This is a genomic window from Streptomyces sp. NPDC091272, assembly GCF_044757485.1.
GTDB lineage: Bacteria > Actinomycetota > Actinomycetes > Streptomycetales > Streptomycetaceae > Streptomyces.
The window spans coordinates 247,383-264,355 of the sequence record NZ_JBIVVC010000005.1 but is presented as its reverse complement, the minus strand read 5'-3'; the positions used below and the strand labels follow the sequence as shown (position 1 = coordinate 264,355).

General features: G+C 71.0%; 13 protein-coding genes and 1 tRNA gene. 9 read left to right on the top strand and 5 right to left on the bottom strand.

Annotation, left to right across the window (positions count from 1 at the left end; genetic code table 11):
- Positions 1–94 precede the first annotated feature (94 nt).
- Positions 95–328 (top strand): hypothetical protein, encoded by a 234-nt coding sequence (locus ACIQM4_RS16835; protein ID WP_185026367.1) that lies wholly within the window; start codon positions 95–97, stop codon positions 326–328.
- Here the strand turns inward: ACIQM4_RS16835 and ACIQM4_RS16830 are convergent.
- A complete protein-coding gene (locus tag ACIQM4_RS16830) occupies positions 307–1,575 on the bottom strand; it encodes a glycosyltransferase 87 family protein (protein WP_401591887.1) in 1,269 nt (422 codons plus the stop codon). The genes ACIQM4_RS16835 and ACIQM4_RS16830 overlap by 22 nt on opposite strands.
- Positions 1,576–1,733: 158 nt before the next feature.
- Here ACIQM4_RS16830 and ACIQM4_RS16825 point away from each other — a divergent pair.
- A tRNA-Ala gene (locus ACIQM4_RS16825) sits at positions 1,734–1,806 on the top strand.
- 59 nt (positions 1,807–1,865) lie between these two features.
- On the opposite strand, the gene ACIQM4_RS16820 is transcribed toward ACIQM4_RS16825, so the two are convergent.
- Positions 1,866–3,410, bottom strand: coding sequence for an NADH-ubiquinone oxidoreductase-F iron-sulfur binding region domain-containing protein (locus ACIQM4_RS16820; RefSeq protein ID WP_401591885.1), 1,545 nt, complete (start codon positions 3,408–3,410; stop codon positions 1,866–1,868).
- Positions 3,411–3,454: 44 nt separating this feature from the next.
- Positions 3,455–4,276, bottom strand: a complete 822-nt coding sequence (locus ACIQM4_RS16815) for a hypothetical protein (RefSeq protein WP_401591883.1) — start codon at positions 4,274–4,276, stop codon at positions 3,455–3,457.
- Positions 4,277–4,701: 425 nt separating this feature from the next.
- Between ACIQM4_RS16815 and leuS the strand changes: the two genes are divergently transcribed.
- The 6 genes from leuS to ACIQM4_RS16785 all read left to right on the top strand — a co-directional run bounded on the left by leuS (position 4,702) and on the right by ACIQM4_RS16785 (position 14,864).
- Positions 4,702–7,587 carry a leucine--tRNA ligase gene (gene leuS, locus ACIQM4_RS16810; protein ID WP_401591881.1) on the top strand — a complete coding sequence of 962 codons (2,886 nt, stop codon included), beginning with the start codon at positions 4,702–4,704 and terminating at the stop codon, positions 7,585–7,587.
- A 171-nt stretch (positions 7,588–7,758) separates the two neighbouring features.
- Positions 7,759–8,526: a hypothetical protein gene (locus tag ACIQM4_RS16805; RefSeq protein ID WP_401591879.1), complete on the top strand. Its 768-nt coding sequence runs from the start codon at positions 7,759–7,761 to the stop codon at positions 8,524–8,526.
- 193 nt (positions 8,527–8,719) lie between these two features.
- Positions 8,720–9,565, top strand: a complete 846-nt coding sequence (locus ACIQM4_RS16800) for a DegV family protein (protein WP_401591877.1) — start codon at positions 8,720–8,722, stop codon at positions 9,563–9,565.
- A gap of 638 nt (positions 9,566–10,203) precedes the next feature.
- On the top strand, positions 10,204–10,914 hold the full coding sequence (locus tag ACIQM4_RS16795) for a helix-hairpin-helix domain-containing protein (protein ID WP_401591875.1): 711 nt from the start codon (positions 10,204–10,206) through the stop codon (positions 10,912–10,914).
- Entirely contained in the window at positions 10,911–13,598 is a 2,688-nt protein-coding gene (locus ACIQM4_RS16790; RefSeq protein ID WP_401591873.1) for a ComEC/Rec2 family competence protein, read from the top strand. Before ACIQM4_RS16795 ends, ACIQM4_RS16790 begins: the two co-directional genes overlap by 4 nt.
- A gap of 366 nt (positions 13,599–13,964) precedes the next feature.
- Positions 13,965–14,864, top strand: a complete 900-nt coding sequence (locus ACIQM4_RS16785; protein ID WP_401591871.1) for a YceI family protein — start codon at positions 13,965–13,967, stop codon at positions 14,862–14,864.
- 156 nt (positions 14,865–15,020) lie between these two features.
- Here ACIQM4_RS16785 and ACIQM4_RS16780 read toward each other — a convergent pair whose 3' ends face one another.
- A complete protein-coding gene (locus ACIQM4_RS16780; RefSeq protein ID WP_401591869.1) occupies positions 15,021–15,266 on the bottom strand; it encodes a hypothetical protein in 246 nt (81 codons plus the stop codon).
- A gap of 79 nt (positions 15,267–15,345) precedes the next feature.
- Here ACIQM4_RS16780 and holA point away from each other — a divergent pair, with 79 nt between their 5' ends.
- Positions 15,346–16,341: a DNA polymerase III subunit delta gene (holA, locus tag ACIQM4_RS16775; protein WP_401591867.1), complete on the top strand. Its 996-nt coding sequence runs from the start codon at positions 15,346–15,348 to the stop codon at positions 16,339–16,341.
- Positions 16,342–16,590: 249 nt separating this feature from the next.
- Here the strand turns inward: holA and rpsT are convergent, their stop codons facing one another.
- Positions 16,591–16,857: a 30S ribosomal protein S20 gene (gene rpsT / locus ACIQM4_RS16770; protein ID WP_401591865.1), complete on the bottom strand. Its 267-nt coding sequence runs from the start codon at positions 16,855–16,857 to the stop codon at positions 16,591–16,593.
- Between the last annotated feature and the right edge of the window lie 116 nt (positions 16,858–16,973).

Below are 16,973 nucleotides of genomic sequence, written 5' to 3'. Positions count from 1 at the left end.
GTCCCCGTCAGGGGGCGGGATCTTTTGCTGTCCCCCTTGCGGAGCCGTGACAGAATCGAGCACCGGAGGGGCGGCCGCCGAAGGGGAGGGGACGATGGGCGCACACAGGCGGAAATGTGACTGGTGCGGCAGCGGTACGCCGATCGTCCGCGACATGGAACCGGTCAACTCCGAGTACCAGTACTGGTGCGAGGAGTGCGCGCGGGCGCTGATCATAAAGGGCGACCCGATCGAGACCTACCGCGAGCTGGAGGGCGAGCCCATCTACGGCCGTCTGCTCGACGAACACTGCACTCTGAAGCGCTTCTACTCCTTCGCCAGGGCCTGACCCGCGGGCGCGGAGCGCGCCTGCGAAGTCTTCGTCAGAACAAATTGCGTCAGAACAAAAGTCAGGCCGACGGCCGGATAGATCGCCGACAGTGCGAACTGTCCGATGTTCTGATGCAGCTCGGGACGCCCCTGCCTGCCGTGCGGCACGGCCCACAGGGCGTACGAGAAGAAGACGGCCCCCGTTACCCACGCTGCGGACACACGCGGACCCGCGTGACGCGTCGGCTGTGCGGCGAGGAAGAGAACCAGCGGTACGCACCACACCCAGTGGTGCGACCACGAGATCGGGCTGATCAACAAGGCCGTCACCGCACAGAGCAACGCCGAGCGGGCACGCTCGCCCCGTAGAGCGTCGGTCACGGCCGCGTACAACCCGAGACAGACGATGAGCACGGCCGTCGCGACCCACCACAGGCCGGGCTCACCGGTGTGCAGGAGACGGGCGAGGAAGCCGCCGAGGGACTGGTTGGCGGTGTCCTCGGCGTTGCCGACCCGACCGGACTCGAAGATTTTCTGGGTCCAGTAGGCGCGGGAGTCAGCAGGCAGAAGAGCCGCCGATGCGAGCGAGGCCGTCAGGAAGGCCGTGCATGCGACGGCTGCCCGCCGCAGCCACGCATTGTCGCGGTACGTCCCCGCGCGGCGGGCCGAAACCACTCCGGCGAGCAGCAGGAGGACGACGAACAGTCCCGGCGTGAGCTTCACCGCTGCGGCCAGACCGATTCCCACACCCGCCCAGCGGTGTCGGTCGTCGCGGGTGAGGTCCCACAGCACGGCGACCGCCACGGCCAGGTTGATCTGTCCGTACCGCAGCGTCGTCCAAACCGGTTCGCACCATACGGCGGCGGACGCCACCCACAGGGTGGTCACCGGGCCGCCCCGACCGATCAGTTTGAGGGAGAAGTGCACCAGGGCGACCAGGAGGGCGAGGTTGCCTGCCGTTGCGAGGGTGCGCATCGGGCCGGTGTCCAGCAGGGTCAACGGGGTGAACAACAAGGCGGCGAACGGCGGGTACGTCGTCGGGAGCCGGGCATCGGTGACACGCATCGCATAGAGGTCGCCGCCGGCAAGCACGGTTGCTCCCTCCGCGCGGTAGACGGTCAGGTCGATCATCGACACCTGCGCCATCCGCTGGGCCGTCCAGAACAGAACGAAGGAAACAAGGCAGACCGCACCCGCCACGAGCATTGGGCGAGGCGGGCGTTGGTCGCGGGCGGCAAAGGGCGGCCCGTTCCTGATGGCAGTCACGTGGTGTGACGGTACCGTCACTCACTGGGTGGCGTTGTGAGGTGGTCGGAGCCTCCGGCGGAAGCACGGAAAGGGATTTGGTGATGCGGCGATTCACCGTCTAAAGTTGGCGATGTCGCCGGGGGGAACCACGGAGAACGACACCAAGTGCACAGCACGGGGCTATAGCTCAGTTGGTAGAGCGCCTGCATGGCATGCAGGAGGTCAGGAGTTCAATTCTCCTTAGCTCCACAGAAACATGAAGCGGACCATCCGATCGGATGGTCCGCTTCTTTGTGCGCCCGTACTTCTCAACTACGCCGCCGGTCCGGTGCCTTGCCCGCAGCCGTGGCCGGGGACAGCCCAGGGGGCTGCTCGATACGCAGAGCCAGAGCGGGGCAGCGACGTACCGCGCGTTGTGCGCGGGACGCCAGATGGAGCGGCACCGAGGCGTCCGCGAGTACCGGGTAACCGTCGGGGCCGAGCCGGATCAGTTCCGGCACGACGTCGGCGCACAGGCCGTGCCCCTGACACAGGGTCCAGTCCACCGCGAGGTTCTCGGCCCGGGGGGTGCCGCTTCCGTGGCGGGCGGCCTCCGGGGCGGTCGGGCCGGGTAGGGGCAGCAGTCCGATCACGGGCCGCCCGCAGCCGGTGCCCAGGACGTGAGCGGCGAGGTCGTCCGTAAAGGCGTTCAGGGTGGACATCAGGAAGCGGACCGAGCCGTCGGGGTGCTTGCAGGCGCCTCTGCCCCTCGCCGCCTGAGCCACTTCGCGCAGGGCCTGGAGCGCTGACTGGCCGCCACCGTTGAGTATGTCCGACAGGGCGCCCGCTGCGGCGGGCAGCCCCAGTTTGCAGGGGCCGCACTGGCCTGCGGCCTCAGCGGCCAGCCAGCTCGCGATGCGCAGAGATTCGCCCAGAGGGCAGGTCTCCGGGCCGATCGGGAGCAGGGCGCCCGCGCCGAGCGCGCCGCCGAACGACGCCAGGGAGGCGCGTGACACCGCGGCGTCGTGTGCGGCGTGGGCGTCGATCCAGCTGCCGTGGTACCCGCCGGTCAGAACACCTTGAGGGGCAGGCGGCGCCCCGGCCAGTTCGAGGACGTAACCGAGCGGGACACCGGAGGGAACCTCGGCGACGAGTGGTCGGGTGACATCGCCGGAGAGGGTCAGCAGGACGGTCCCTGGTTCGTCCGGGACGCCGGTGCGCGAATACCGGCGTGGCCCCAGCCGTGCGGCGACGGCGAGTTGGGCGTACGTCTCGGCGTTGGACAACAGGGTGGGAGCGCCGCCCACACCGGACTCGGCGGCGCGTTCTCGACGGCCGGGAGGCAGGGCGGGGCCGCCGTTCGCGGCACGAATCACCGCCGAAGTCTCGCCGGAGACCATACGTTCGGGGGTCCGGACGATCCGCGCACGGATTCCGCGGTTGCGCAGGCGCCGGTCGGTCAGCCCGCGTTCGGCGAAAGCGTCTGTGACGGATGCTTCTGTGGAGTCGCGGGTGACAGCCACGATGAGGGTGCGGGCGCCGAGGGCCTCGGCAGCGAGGAGGGCGCCGTCCAGGACGAGGTGCGGTGCGCGGTTGACCAGCACGGTGTCCTTGCGGCATGCGGGTTCGCCCTCGCCGGCGTTGACGACGACGGCAGGGGGCATGCCACGACGGCGGGCGGCTTGGGCCACGGCCCGTAACTTCCGGGCAAAGGGGAAACCGGCGCCGCCCTTCCCGAGAAGGGAGACCGCCTCCGCGAGGGTGGCGAGGTCTTCCCCGGTGACGGGGGCGAGGGGGCCGTGCACCTTGAGGTGGGTGCCGAGGTCGAGGCGGCCGGCCAGGTCGAAGCCGTTGGTGAGGTGGGGCAGGCCCACGCTGACCACGGTAGGGACGTCGGGCAGGGGCGCGTTGCGGGCTTTCAACGGCGTTCTCCTGTGGGGGTGTGCGCATGCCGGGGAGTGGAGGAGCGGGGCACAGGGGTGGGCAGGGGCTCGAAGGGCGGGGCGTCGGCCGGGCGGCCCTGACGGGGCACGAGCGTGGTTTCCGGGGGCGCGGGCAGGGCGCCGCCGACGATGCCCTTCTTCAGGCGGGCCGGAAGCAGACGCAAGGACAGGGCCGCCGCCACGGCCGTCAGGCAGAGGGCATACATCGTGACCACCCAGGCGGCGGCCGGGCGGCCGGCGAACAGTCCGTGCAGAAGGGCCGAGCACCAGGCCGGATAGGCGAGCATGTGGAGTGCGCGCCAGCGGCCTGGTATCCGGCCCGGCGTCGCGAAGGCGCTGCGCAGGGCGCCGGTGGCGGCCGCCGTAATCATCAGGAGTCCGGCCAGGGATCCGAACCCGACGAGCACGGCTGTTCCGGAGAGTTCGCCCGCGAACGGCAGAAGAACAGCGGGCAGTGACACGTGCCCGAGGACGACCTTGGTCGTGCCATGCAGCAACAGAAGGCCGAGCGAGGCGACTGCGGTGATCCGGTGCACTCCTTGTGCGACCAGCCGGTGCCGGGGCCTCAGCAGCAGCCGGTCGGTGGCGAGGAGGCCCCAGGCGACGGAGGCGGTGAGGGAGACGAGGGTCAGCACGCCGGTCGTGAAGTCGAGGGCTGCCCGGAGCTCGTCACCTCCGAGCAGGACGAGCAGCGGCACCAGGAGCAGCGCAGCCGTCGGCAGGGTGCGCGGCAACGGGCGCCGCGGGGCGGTTACCGCTTTGTGGCGCAGATTCGGCCGGGGAGGCGATGGGTTCACGGGAGAGACTCCGGGGATTGGGAAGGTGGTCCCAACGCGGGAGGCTAGGCGGGACGGTGCGGGACGGGCGGGGGTTTGGTGGTTCCGTGGTGCGAGAGGTGCGCGGACGGGTACGGTCTGCACTCGCCTTCGTGTCTTTCCGGCGTTTGTGTTCCTCGCGCGCCCTCGTTCTTCGTCCCGGGTGGGCCTTTGCCCGTCGGGTTCCGCTCGACGGCGGCCGCTCGATGCGGCCCCCGTGGCCCCTGCGGTACCCTGACGCCATGCGTGCCGTACGCCTTCTGCTTAGTGAGCCGCGCTGATCAGTCCCGACCGGTGGAACAACCTGGTCGGCATCGGCGCGGCGTCCCCTCCTGTGCGAGGGGATTTTTCATTTCCGCAGGCAGATATCCGTAGGCAGAGACGAAATCGATGGAGCTTCGAAAATCATGAGCGAGACGAATGCCGCTGCCGCTGCCGAGACGGCAGCTGCGCACCGCTACACGGCTGCCATGGCCGCCGACATCGAGGCACGCTGGCAGGACTTCTGGGACGCCGAAGGCACCTACGAGGCGCCGAATCCCGGCAACGGAGACCTGTCGGGTGACGCGGAGCTGGCCGCGAAGCCCAAGAAATTCATCATGGACATGTTTCCGTATCCGTCCGGTGCGGGCCTGCACGTCGGCCACCCGCTGGGCTACATCGCCACTGACGTGTACGCCCGTCACCAGCGTATGACCGGCCACAATGTCCTCCACACGCTGGGCTTCGACGCTTTCGGCCTGCCTGCCGAGCAGTACGCCGTGCAGACCGGCACGCACCCGCGGACCTCCACCGAGGCCAACATGGCCAACATGAAGGACCAGCTGCGCCGACTGGGCCTGGGCCACGACAAGCGCCGCTCGTTCGCGACGATCGACGCCGAGTACTACAAGTGGACACAGTGGATCTTCGTTCAGATCTTCAACTCCTGGTACGACACCGAGGCGCAGAAGGCCCGCCCGATCACGGAGCTGGTCGCGCAGTTCGAGAGCGGTGAGCGCACGCTGCCCGACGGTCGCTCCTGGATGGCTCTGGACGCCGCCGAACGCGCCGAGGTCCTGAGCGAGTACCGGCTGGCGTACGCGTCGGACGCGCCGGTGAACTGGGCGCCGGGGCTTGGCACCGTACTGGCGAACGAGGAAGTGACGGCGGACGGGCGTTCCGAGCGTGGCAACTTCCCCGTTTTCAAGGCCAAGCTGCGTCAGTGGAACATGCGCATCACCGCCTACTCTGACCGACTGATCGACGACCTGGACGGCCTGGACTGGCCCGAGGCGATCAAGCTGCAGCAGCGCAACTGGATCGGCCGCAGTGAAGGCGCCCGGGTGGACTTCGCGGTCGACGGCAGGGACGACACGAAGATCACGGTCTTCACGACCCGGCAGGACACTCTGTTCGGCGCGACGTACATGGTGCTGGCGCCCGAGCACGAGCTGGTTTCGGACATCGTGCCGGCTGCCTGGCCCGAGGGCACGCACGGTGTGTGGACAGGCGGTCACGCCACGCCGGCCGAAGCCGTCGCCGCGTATCGCAAGCAGGCCGCTGCCAAGTCGGACGTGGAGAGGCAGGTCGATGCCAAGGAGAAGACCGGTGTCTTCACCGGGGCGTACGCGATCAACCCGGTAAGTGGGGAAAGGGTCCCCGTTTTTATCGCGGACTACGTGCTGATGGGTTACGGCACCGGCGCGATCATGGCCGTTCCCGCGCACGACAGCCGTGACTTCGCCTTCGCGCGTGCCTTCGAGCTGCCGATGCGCTGCGTCGTCGAGCCGACGGACGGCCGCGGCCAGGACCCGGCCGCCTGGGAGGACGCGTTCGCCTCGTACGACGGCAAGATCGTCAACTCCGCGGCCGAGGAAACCGTCTCGCTGGACGGACTGGGCGTGGCCGACGCGAAGATCCGTATGACCGAGTGGCTGGCCGCCAACGCCTGCGGCGAGGGCACCGTCAACTACCGGCTGCGCGACTGGCTGTTCAGCCGCCAGCGCTACTGGGGCGAGCCCTTCCCGATCGTCTACGACGAGGACGGCGTCGCTCATTCGCTGCCCGAGTCGATGCTGCCGCTGGAACTGCCCGAGGTCGAGGACTACTCGCCGCGCACCTTCGACCCCGAGGACGCCGGCGCGCAGCCCGAGACACCGCTGTCCCGCAACCAGGACTGGGTCAACGTCACCCTGGACCTGGGTGACGGACCCAAGAAGTACCGCCGCGAGACCAACACGATGCCCAACTGGGCCGGCTCCTGCTGGTACGAGCTGCGCTACCTGGACCCGCACAACAGCGAGAAGCTCGTCGACCCTGCCGTCGAGCAGTACTGGATGGGGCCGCGCGAGGGCATGCCGCACGGAGGCGTCGACCTGTACGTCGGCGGTGCGGAGCACGCGGTGCTGCACTTGCTGTACGCCCGGTTCTGGTCGAAGGTGCTGTTCGACCTGGGCCATGTCTCGTCGTCCGAGCCGTTCCACAAGCTGTACAACCAGGGCATGATCCAGGCGTTCGTCTACCGTGACTCGCGAGGCATCGCAGTACCGGCTGCCGAGGTCGACGAGCGCGACGGTGGCTTCTATCACCAGGGTGAGAGGGTCAGCCGCGTTCTGGGCAAGATGGGCAAGTCCCTGAAGAACGCCGTCACCCCGGACGAGATCTCCGCCGAGTACGGAGCGGACACCCTGCGCCTCTACGAGATGGCGATGGGGCCGCTGGACGTGTCGCGCCCGTGGGACACCCGCGCCGTCGTCGGTCAGTACCGGCTGCTGCAGCGCCTGTGGCGCAATGTTGTCGACGAGAGCACCGGTGAGGTCACCGTCACGGACACCGAGCCGGACGACGACACTCTGCGCGCCTTGCACAAGGCGATCGACGGTGTCGGCCAGGACATGGCCGGTATGCGTTTCAACACGGCCATCGCAAAGATCACCGAGCTGAACAATCACCTGACGAAGGCGGGCGGCCCCCTCTCACGCTCCGTCGCCGAGCGCCTGGTGCTGCTCATCGCCCCGCTGGCCCCGCACATCGCCGAGGAACTGTGGCGCAAGCTGGGACACACCGCATCGGTCGTTCACGAGGACTTCCCTGTCGCGGACCCGGCGTACGTGGTCGACGAGACCGTGACCTGCGTCGTTCAGGTCAAGGGCAAGGTGAAGGCGCGTCTGGAGATCTCTCCGTCGATCGATGACGACGAGCTGGAGAAGCTGGCGCTGGCCGACCCCGCCGTCGTGGCGGCGCTGGGCGGCGCGGGCATCCGCAAGGTCGTCGTGCGGGCGCCGAAGCTGGTCAACATCGTTCCGGCATAGTGCCGGCCGGCATGACCGCGGCGGCTGGTCGGACCGGCTGAGGGCTTTCCCCTACGGGCAGGTTGGGGGTTCCGTTGGAACCTCTGGCCTGCCCTCTCCGTTTACGGTGGAGAAGCAGGTCAACAGTTCAGTCAGCGGAACATCCCGTCAGACCTACCGCGGAGGGGCGTCATGGAAGCTGTCGTCATCCTGATCATGGCGCTGCTCTTCTTCGCCTTCGTCGGATTGGGGGTGTACGTCACCGTGAAGGCGGTCGGGGCCGCCAGGCGCGGCGTGGACCGTACGATCACGCAGGCCAGAAGGACCGTCGAGGACACCGCGCTGCGGGCGAAGAGTTACGGCCAGATGGGAATGGGCGGCGAGCTGGCACAGCTGCGGCTGTCGCTGCGCACCTCCATGCGGGCCACTCAGGAGGCACTGACCACAGGTGTCGCGTCCGATGCCTCGCTGTCGGAGTCGATTGCCTTGTTCGAGCGGCTCAGTGAGTACGGCCACCAGCTGGACGACGAGCTGCGCCGGCTGGAGCGCGGCCCGGACAAGGCTCAGGCCGCCGACCGGATCCCGGAGCTCCGGGAGCGTACGGAACAGGTCGTGCAGTCGGCGGACTCGCTGCGCTGGGCAGCCCGGGACCGGGCACGGAGGTTCGCGGACGACGACTTGGCGTCGCTGAGTGAGCAGATCCGGATGGAGTCCGGGGCGCTGCGCCACTGGGCGGCAGTCGATCCCGACCCCACGCGGCAGAACGCGTCCGCTGCCGCAGGACCCTCGCAGACCTGGCCCGAGCCGGCTGCGGGCACGACGAGCCAGGGCGATCCCGCAGCCGACGGATCCGCGACGGAGGAGAAGGGATCCGGTCCGCAGGCGATCACCGGACGCGACCACAGCCGGCAGACCCCGTACTCGTGGCAGAAGGCGCCCCGGCCCGAGAGCACCACCTGATCACCGGAATGCGCCCGTGCCTGGGAGCACCACCCGTCCCCCATGAGGCGTCCCTCCTCGGCGCGGGCCACTACCCGACCTCATGAGGCGCTCCTCCCCAGCGCGAACCACCACCCGATCTCTTCGGCCGGTGTTCCGCGCCGGGCAGGGGTCGGGCTGCCGCCGGGCTTCGCCTGCGGGTAACCTCCCGCTCATGTCCCGCCATGTCGCGATCGTCACCGATTCAACGGCCTACCTGCCGCACCAGACGATGGAGCGGCACGGCATCACCGCGGTTCCGCTGACTGTCGTCCTGGGTGACCGGGCGCTCGAGGAGGGCACCGAGATCTCTGCGCGTTCGCTCGCCCAGGCCTTGCAGAAGCGTCGGTCGGTGACCACGTCCCGGCCGAGCCCGGAGGTGTTCGCCGCGACGTACCGTGCGGCGGCGGAGGCGGGAGCCACCGGAATCGTCTCGCTGCACCTGCCGGCCGAGCTCTCCGGGACGTACGACGCGGCCGTGCTCGCGGCGCGGGATGCGCCGGTGCCGGTACGGGTGGTGGACACCGGGATGGTCGCCATGGCCCTCGGGTTCTGCGCCCTTTCGGCGGCCGAGGCGGCGGAGGCGGACGGCACCGTCGACGATGCGGTGGCAGCGGCGGAGAAACGGGCCGAGGGCACCTCCGCGTACTTCTACGTCGACACCCTGGACTATCTGCGTCGCGGCGGCCGGATCGGCGCCGCACAGGCGTTGCTGGGTTCGGCCCTCGCGGTCAAGCCGCTTCTTGAACTCGCCGACGGGCGGATCGAGATGCTGGAGAAGGTACGCACGGCCTCCAGGGCGATCGCCCGGCTGGAGGAGCTCGCGGTGGAGAAGGCCGGTGAACGCCGTGTGGACATCGCGGTGCACCACCTGGCCGCGCCCGAGCGCGCCGAGACACTCGCCCAGCGGCTCAGGGAGCGGGTGCCGGGGCTGGCGGATCTGCACGTCAGCGAGGTCGGGGCGGTGATCGGCGCGCACACGGGGCCGGGCCTGCTGGGAGCGGTGGTCTCGGCTCGCTGAGGGGGACGCCGCGTCAACGCCGGTGGCGTGTGTCACGCGCGGGAGTGGCCGAGTTATCCACAACCGGTGGGTTATCCACGGGATTTGACCATGATCAGCGAGTTCGCGGCGATGTGCCTACCTTCAGCTGCATGGCTCTGCGATCACGAAACGACACGACAGGACCGGGCCGCGCGCCCGGTCGTACCTCTCACTCCCTCGCCCGTACGAGGCCGGTCGGCACACGGTCCGCCGGTACGGGGCTCCGTGCCTCACCAGGGGTCCGGCGAGGCCGGCGCGGGGCAGCCGCCGCCACGGCGGCAGCCCTGTCCCGGCGGCGCGCTGACGCCCTCTTCGCGCTGCCCGGGACGCTCTCGCGGGCGCTGGCCCCCTCCAGCACGGCCGCCTCACCCTCCACCACGGCTGCCTCACCCCGCATCTCCGCCGTCTCACCCTCCGCGCCCGCGGCTTCCACTCGGGCACCTCTCGCGCGGCCGGTTACCGCACCTGCGCTCCGGCTCCCCCGGCCTCGGGTCAGGCCGGCCCGCGTGCCGCCCCCCTCGCCCGTACCTCGCGCACGTCCGGGGGCGGGCGGTCTACGGCGGGGGTGGACCGCGGTGCGGGAGCGGATGCCGGTCTGGGTCCAGACACGGTGCGGGATGGAGCCCAGGACCCTGGGAGCCCTTGCCGCCGTGCTGGCCGTGTCCGCGGGGTTCGCGTTCCAGCACTTCTGGGCGGGGCGCCCCGAGACCGTGCGCGCACCGGAGACGGTGGGAGCGGCGGGGGCCGTGGCCTCACCGCCGGGGGCCGGCGAACGTCAGGGGGCCGCGCCCGCGGCATCTCCGGTGCAGCCGTCGTCCGGCTCCGGCCCGGCGACTGTCCCCGCCGTTCCGGGGGTGATGGACGCTTCGCAGGCCCCGGGGGGTGCGGTCGTCGTCGTCGACGTGAGCGGCAAGGTGAGGCAGCCGGGTGTGCACCGGCTGCCCGCAGGGTCGAGGGTCGCCGACGCCCTGCGGGTGGCCGGTGGCGTCCAGAGAGGGGTGGACACCGACGGGCTCAACCGGGCCCGGGTGCTGACCGACGGCGAACAGGTGGTGGTCGGGGGGCCCGCGCCGCCTTCGTCCCAGACGGGGGGAGTGCCCGCACCGGGGTTCAGGGCGGGAGGTGTTCCGCAGGGCGGTCCGCTCAGCCTCAACTCGGCAACCGTGGAGCAGCTCGACACCCTGCCCGGGGTGGGCCCCGTGCTGGCCCGCCACATCGTCGACTACCGCACGCAGCACGGCGGTTTCCGCTCGGTGGGGGAACTCCGTGAGGTCAACGGGATCGGAGATCGCAGGTTCACGGACCTGCAGAACCTCGTACGGCCGTGAACCGCGAAGACGGTTCCGGCCCTCCGACCGGGGCGGCAGCGGGGGTGGGCGCCGATGTGCACGCCGCGTCCGGGCGTCGGCTGGGGGATTCCCATCCGCGCCAGGAGGGGCCGGCGGACCTCAGGCTGGTGCCGCCGGCGCTCGCGGCCTGGGCGGCAGCGGCACTGACCGTGGGTGGTCGTGCGGCGCCGGCGGTCGCGCTCCTGTCCATCACCCTCGTCGGAGCCGTGGCGGCGGCCCTCCTGGCAACGCGGGGCCCGGGCCGGGGGCGCAGTGCGCAGACCGAGGGGTCGTGCGAGGGAGGGAACGGCCGGCAGGCCGACGGGCGCTGTCTGCGGCTCACGGCGGTGGCCACCGTGCTGCTCTGCGCTGCCGGGGCCACCGCGTCGGCCGCTCTGCACTCGGCGGACCTCCACCGCGGGCCGGTGCCCGAGCTGGCGGGCCGGTACGCCACGGTGCAGGCGGAACTCACCGTCACCGGTGACCCACGACGGACCCGGCCCCGGGTGAATGGTGACCGGACGGCGCCCCGGTCCGTCGTCCTGGACGCGGAACTCACCCGGGTCACCGCCGCCGACGGGACGGTCACCAAGGTCCGGACCCCGCTGCTGGTCCTCGCCCCGATGCGCGGGCCCGCCGCACAGTGGCTGCGTCTGCTGCCCTCCACCCGGTTGCGGGTGGCCGTGGCGCGGCTGGCGCCGCCGTTTCTGGAGGGCGGCAGGATCGCCGCGGTGCTGCGGGTTCCGGGCAGCGGGCCCCCGGAGGTCGTGGCGGCGCCGACCGCCGTGCAGCGCACGGCCGGCGGGCTCAGAGCGGGCCTGCGAGAGGCCACCGAAGGGCTGCCGCCGGACGCGCGGGCGCTGCTGCCCGGTCTCGTCGTTGGCGACACCTCCCGGATGGAACCCGACCTGCAGGCCGCCTTCGAGGCCACCGACCTGGTGCATCTGACAGCTGTCAGCGGCAGCAACCTCACGATCGTCCTGGCCCTGCTCATCGGACCGCCCGCCCTTGCCCTGCGCGCGGAACGCCGGGGGCTCGCGCCCTGGCTCGGTATGTCGCTGCGCACCACGGCGTTGTTCGGCGGGGCGCTCACCCTTGCCTTCGTCATCGTGTGCCGTCCCGAGCCGAGCGTGCTGCGGGCCGCCGCCTGCGGGCTGATCACCCTGCTGGCCATCGGTACCGGCCGGCGCAGGTCGCTGATCCCGGCGCTGGCCGCCGCCGTGTTGCTGCTGGTGCTGTACGACCCGTGGCTGGCCCGCAGTTACGGGTTCCTGCTCTCGGTGCTGGCCACCGGGGCGCTGCTCACCATCGGCCCGCTCTGGAGCGCAGGACTGCAACGCCGCGGGGTGCCGCCCAGGGTCGCCGAGGTGCTGGCGGCTGCCTGTGCGGCGCAGGCGGTGTGTGCGCCGGTGGTCGCGGTGATGGCTGCCCGGGTCAGTCTGGTGGCGATCCCCTGCAACCTCTTCGCGGAACTGGCGATCGCCCCTGCCACCGTGCTCGGCTTCGCCGCGCTCGCGGCCGCCCCGGCGGTGATGCCCGCCGCGAAGGTGATCGCCGCGGTCGCCGGTGTGCCCGCCGGGTGGATCGCGGAGGTCGCCAGGGCAGGGGCAGCGTTGCCCGGGGCGGAGATCGGCTGGCCGGGTGGCTGGTGGGGCGGGCTGCTGATGGCCGTGGTGACCGTCGCGGTGGTGCTCGCCGTGCGCCGCGCCCCGCGTCATCCCTGGCTGACCTGCGGCTGCGTACTTCTATTGCTGCTCGCGGTGGTGCGGCCGCCGCCGATCACCGGGGCACTCACCGGCTGGCCGCCGCCGGACTGGAAGTTCGTACTGTGCGACGTGGGCCAGGGCGACACGACGGTACTCGCGGCCGGCGGGGGGAACACGGCCGTGGTGGTCGACGCGGGCCCCGACCCGGTCCTGGCCGACCGCTGCCTGCGTGAACTCGGTGTCACCCGCGTACCGCTGGTGGTGCTCAGCCACTTCCACGCCGACCATGTGGCGGGGCTGCCCGGGGTGCTGCGTGGCCGGGCGGTGGGGGCGATCCAGACGACGACGCTCCAGGAGCCTCGGGACCAGGCCGAGTTCGTGCACCGGACAGCAGCCGGGGCGGGCGTGCCGGTGATCGCGGTGCAACCGGGGGAGCGGCGTCGCATCGGTCCGCTCGACTGGCAGGTGCTGTGGCCGCCGCCGCTGCCGCACCCGACGCCCCATGAGCCGAACGACGCGAGCATCACGCTGCTCGTACGGCACGGTGGCCCGGACCGCCGGCACGGCCGCACGGACGGCGAGGCGCAAGGGAGGCCCGAGGCCCGCGCTCCCGGTGAAGGCGACGGCGGAGGCGAACATGAAGGCGAAGCCGGGGCCGTGACGCTGCTCCTGCCCGGCGACCTCGAACCGGCCGCCCAACAGGCCCTGCTGCGGTCAAGTCCGGCACTCTCCGCGGTGGACGTTCTCAAGGTCGCCCACCACGGGTCGGCCCGTCAGGATCCGGGGCTGCTGCGCAGGCTGGCCCCGCGGCTGGCTCTCGTTCCGGTGGGCCGGGACAACCCGTATGGCCACCCCGCTCCCGCGGCCTTGGCGGCGCTGACGTCCGGCGGCGCGATGGTGCTCCGTACGGACACGGACGGGCCGATCGCGGTGACCGGCTCGGGGGCAGAGCTGGGGGCGGTCCCCCTGGAGGGCTGAGTGGGAGATGTTACGGAGGAGCTGATTTCAGCCGTGTTCCCGTCCTGGGCAAGGAAGTTGGCCCGTCGCTGCGCGAGGCTGTCGGTGTCTCCGGCCTACTGTCTCCATGAGGTCTTCGCAACTCCGCACCTGAAGTTGGATTACTGCGGGTAACGCGGCAGTGACCAGCGAGTACGGACAAGCGGAATGCTCAATTCAGACCTCTGGGGACAGGCATGGCCATCTCCACACCGAGCCCCTCGTTTGCCTCGAACACCCCATGAGTGATCGAATGTTTTTTCGTCAAAGGGTCGCCATCCCGACGGTTCGTCGTGCTTCGACGCGCCCCTGTAGCAACGAAACGAATCGCACGGGGGTGCGCAGATCATGATCTCCCGCTGGCTCGGCCGACGCCCGGCCTCCGCAAGCCACACCAACCCGCTCGCCGGGCTCTCCGTCCCCGCCTCCGCGGGAGTACTCAGCTGCCGGGTCCTGGACCCGGTGAACGAGCCCGTCCGGCAGGCGGAGTTCGTCGTCACCGACGGGTCCGGGCGCAAGGTGGTCGGGGGCGAGACCGATCCGTACGGTTCACTCGTCGCCGCCGTACCGGCGGGTGACTACAGGCTCGCCGTGACCGCGGAGGGTTTCACGCCCTTCCGCGGCAGCGCCACCGTCACCGAGAGCGGCCACTCAGGACTCGGCGACGTGACCCTGCAGATCGCCTCGCCGCCCCCGCTGCCCGACCCGGGCGAGTGGGAGATCGACCTGATGCACTCCCAGATCAGCTTCTCCGCACGGCACATCGGACTCGCCCGCATCCGCGGCCGGTTCAACAGTTTCGCGGGTGCTGTCCGCATCGGCGAGCGCATGGAGAGCTCCGCCATGCACGTCATCATCGACGCCGCGTCCATCGACACCAACGTCAGGATGCGCGACGACCACCTGCGTTCCAAGGACTTCTTCGACGTCGCCAACTACCCGACGATGGAGTTCTACAGCGACCGCTTCGTGCACCGCGGCGGCAGCCGCTGGGCCGTCACCGGCGCACTGACCCTGCACGGCGTCAGCCGCACCGTCACGCTCGACAGCCAGTACCTCGGCACGGGCAACGGCATCCAGGGCGAGACCCGCGCGGCCGTCCACTCCGTGGCCGAACTGCACCGCGAGGACTTCACCCTCACCTGGCAGACGATGCTCGGCCACGGCATCGCCGCCGTCGGGTCGTCCATCGCTGTCGAGCTCGACATCCAGATCGTCCCCAAGCAGTCGGGCGCCCCGGCCTCCTGAACGAGCCGCAGAGATCCGTGCGAGCGGGCCACCGCATGCCTGCCTCGGCACGGGCCGCCGCACGCCCGTCTCCGCGCGAGCCGACGCAAGCCCTCCACGGGACTCCGAGAAGGGTTGCCCGGCCCGCCCCTGGGAACGGGCGGCGCACCGCAGCTCCTACGGGGCCTCCAGCCAGCCCTCGTACTCCGCGGCCAGCGCGTCCAGCGCCGCCGTGTCCAGGCGCCGCTCCGGATCCTCGACCACCACCAGCCACTGGGCGTCCTCGGCGTCGTCCTCGCCCGCCAGGGCGTCCCGTACGAGCTGGGGCTCCTCGGTGGTCCGGAACCGGTCCGGCAGCTCCTGCGCCACCTCCTCGGCGGCGTCCCGGTCCGGCAGCACCAACACATGTCGTACATCGCTCACGGGCCCATTGTCCGGCACCCCCTGTGCGCGGACCCGGCGGGGCGGGCGCTGTCGGTGGCCCGTGGGATGCTGGACCGCGATGGCCACCAGGAAGAACACGACCGACGATCCGCTCGCCCCCGTTACCCTTGCCGTGGGGCAGGAGGACCTGCTGCTCGACCGTGCCGTGCGGCAGGTCGTGACGGCGGCGCGCGCCGCCGACGCGGACACCGACGTACGCGATCTCACGCCCGACAAGCTGGAGCCCGGCACGCTCGCCGAGCTGACCAGCCCCTCGCTCTTCTCCGAGCGCAAGGTCGTCGTCGTGCGCAACGCACAGGACCTCTCCGCCGACACCGTCAAGGATGTCAAGGCGTACCTCGGTGCACCCGCCGAGGAGATCACCCTCGTGCTGCTGCACGCGGGCGGCGCCAAGGGCAAAGGGCTCCTCGACGCGGCCCGCAAGGCCGGCGCCCGCGAGGTCGCCTGTCCCAGAACGACCAAGCCCGCCGAGCGGCTCTCCTTCGTACGGTCCGAGTTCCGCGCCCTCGGCAGGTCCGCCACCCCCGAGGCGGGCCAGGCGCTCGTCGACTCCATCGGCAGCGACCTGCGCGAGCTCGCCAGCGCCGTCTCGCAGCTCGTCGCGGACGTCGAGGGCACCATCGACGAGGCCGTCGTCGGGCGGTACTACACGGGCCGCGCCGAGGCCTCCAGCTTCACCGTCGCCGACCGCGCGGTCGAGGGGCGGGCGGCGGAAGCCCTGGAGGCGCTGCGCTGGTCGCTCTCGACGGGTGTCGCCCCCGTCCTGATCACCAGCGCGCTAGCCCAGGCCGTGCGCGCCATCGGCAAGCTCGCCTCGGCCCCGCGCGGGGCCCGCCCCGGTGACCTGGCCCGGGACCTGGGTATGCCGCCGTGGAAGATCGACCGGGTCCGCCAGCAGATGCGCGGCTGGTCGGCGGACGGCGTCGGAGTCGCCCTGCGCGCGGTCGCCGAGGCCGACGCGGGCGTCAAGGGCGGCGGTGACGATCCCGAGTACGCGCTGGAGAAGGCCGTGGTCGCGGTGGCTCGGGCCGCTCGGGCGCGGTCGGCCCGTTAGACGTCCGTACGTCCGTATGTCCCTACGTCCACACGTCCCTACGTCCGGCGCCCGTCCGGCGGGAAACGCCAGAACCCCGGCCTCGTCCTGGGGAAGGACGGGGCCGGGGTTCCGGTTCGAGAAGGGTCCACCGCGCCCGCGTGGCGAACGCGTTCGGTGCGCGGCGGGGGTGCCGGGTCAGGAGCGGTAGAGAGGGTCCGCTGAATCCTGACGCCGGCGATTTACCACAGGTACCTCAGAGCTGGATGCTCAGGCCTGCAGGGTGGCGACCTTGGCGGCCAGCGCCGACTTCTTGTTGGCGGCGGCGTTCTTGTGGATGACACCCTTGCTTGCGGCCTTGTCGAGCGCGCGGGAGGCGTCGCGAGCGGCCAGCGTGGCCTTCTCGACGTCACCGGCGACGACGGCCTCGCGGGCCTTGCGCACGGCGGTCTTGACCGAGGACTTGACGGCCTTGTTGCGCAGGCGCGCCTTCTCGTTGGTCTTGTTCCGCTTGATCTGGGACTTGATGTTCGCCACGAAAGAGCCTTTACAGGTTCGGTTGAATCTCGATGTGTGCGTCCCGTCACCCGTGAGGGTGCACGAGACACAGCTGCCCAGGCTACCAGCCGCCCGCCGACCGGCCCAAACCGGCC

Bases quoted from the DNA above. Each gene is read 5' to 3' on its own strand.
- ACIQM4_RS16835 (WP_185026367.1), top strand. From the start codon at position 95: ATGGGCGCACACAGGCGGAAATGTGACTGGTGCGGCAGCGGTACGCCG.
- ACIQM4_RS16805 (WP_401591879.1), top strand. From the start codon at position 7,759: ATGGAAGCTGTCGTCATCCTGATCATGGCGCTGCTCTTCTTCGCCTTC.
- ACIQM4_RS16800 (WP_401591877.1), top strand. From the start codon at position 8,720: ATGTCCCGCCATGTCGCGATCGTCACCGATTCAACGGCCTACCTGCCG.
- holA (WP_401591867.1), top strand. From the start codon at position 15,346: ATGGCCACCAGGAAGAACACGACCGACGATCCGCTCGCCCCCGTTACC.
- ACIQM4_RS16785 (WP_401591871.1), top strand. From the start codon at position 13,965: ATGATCTCCCGCTGGCTCGGCCGACGCCCGGCCTCCGCAAGCCACACC.
- leuS (WP_401591881.1), top strand. From the start codon at position 4,702: ATGAGCGAGACGAATGCCGCTGCCGCTGCCGAGACGGCAGCTGCGCAC.
- ACIQM4_RS16795 (WP_401591875.1), top strand. From the start codon at position 10,204: ATGGAGCCCAGGACCCTGGGAGCCCTTGCCGCCGTGCTGGCCGTGTCC.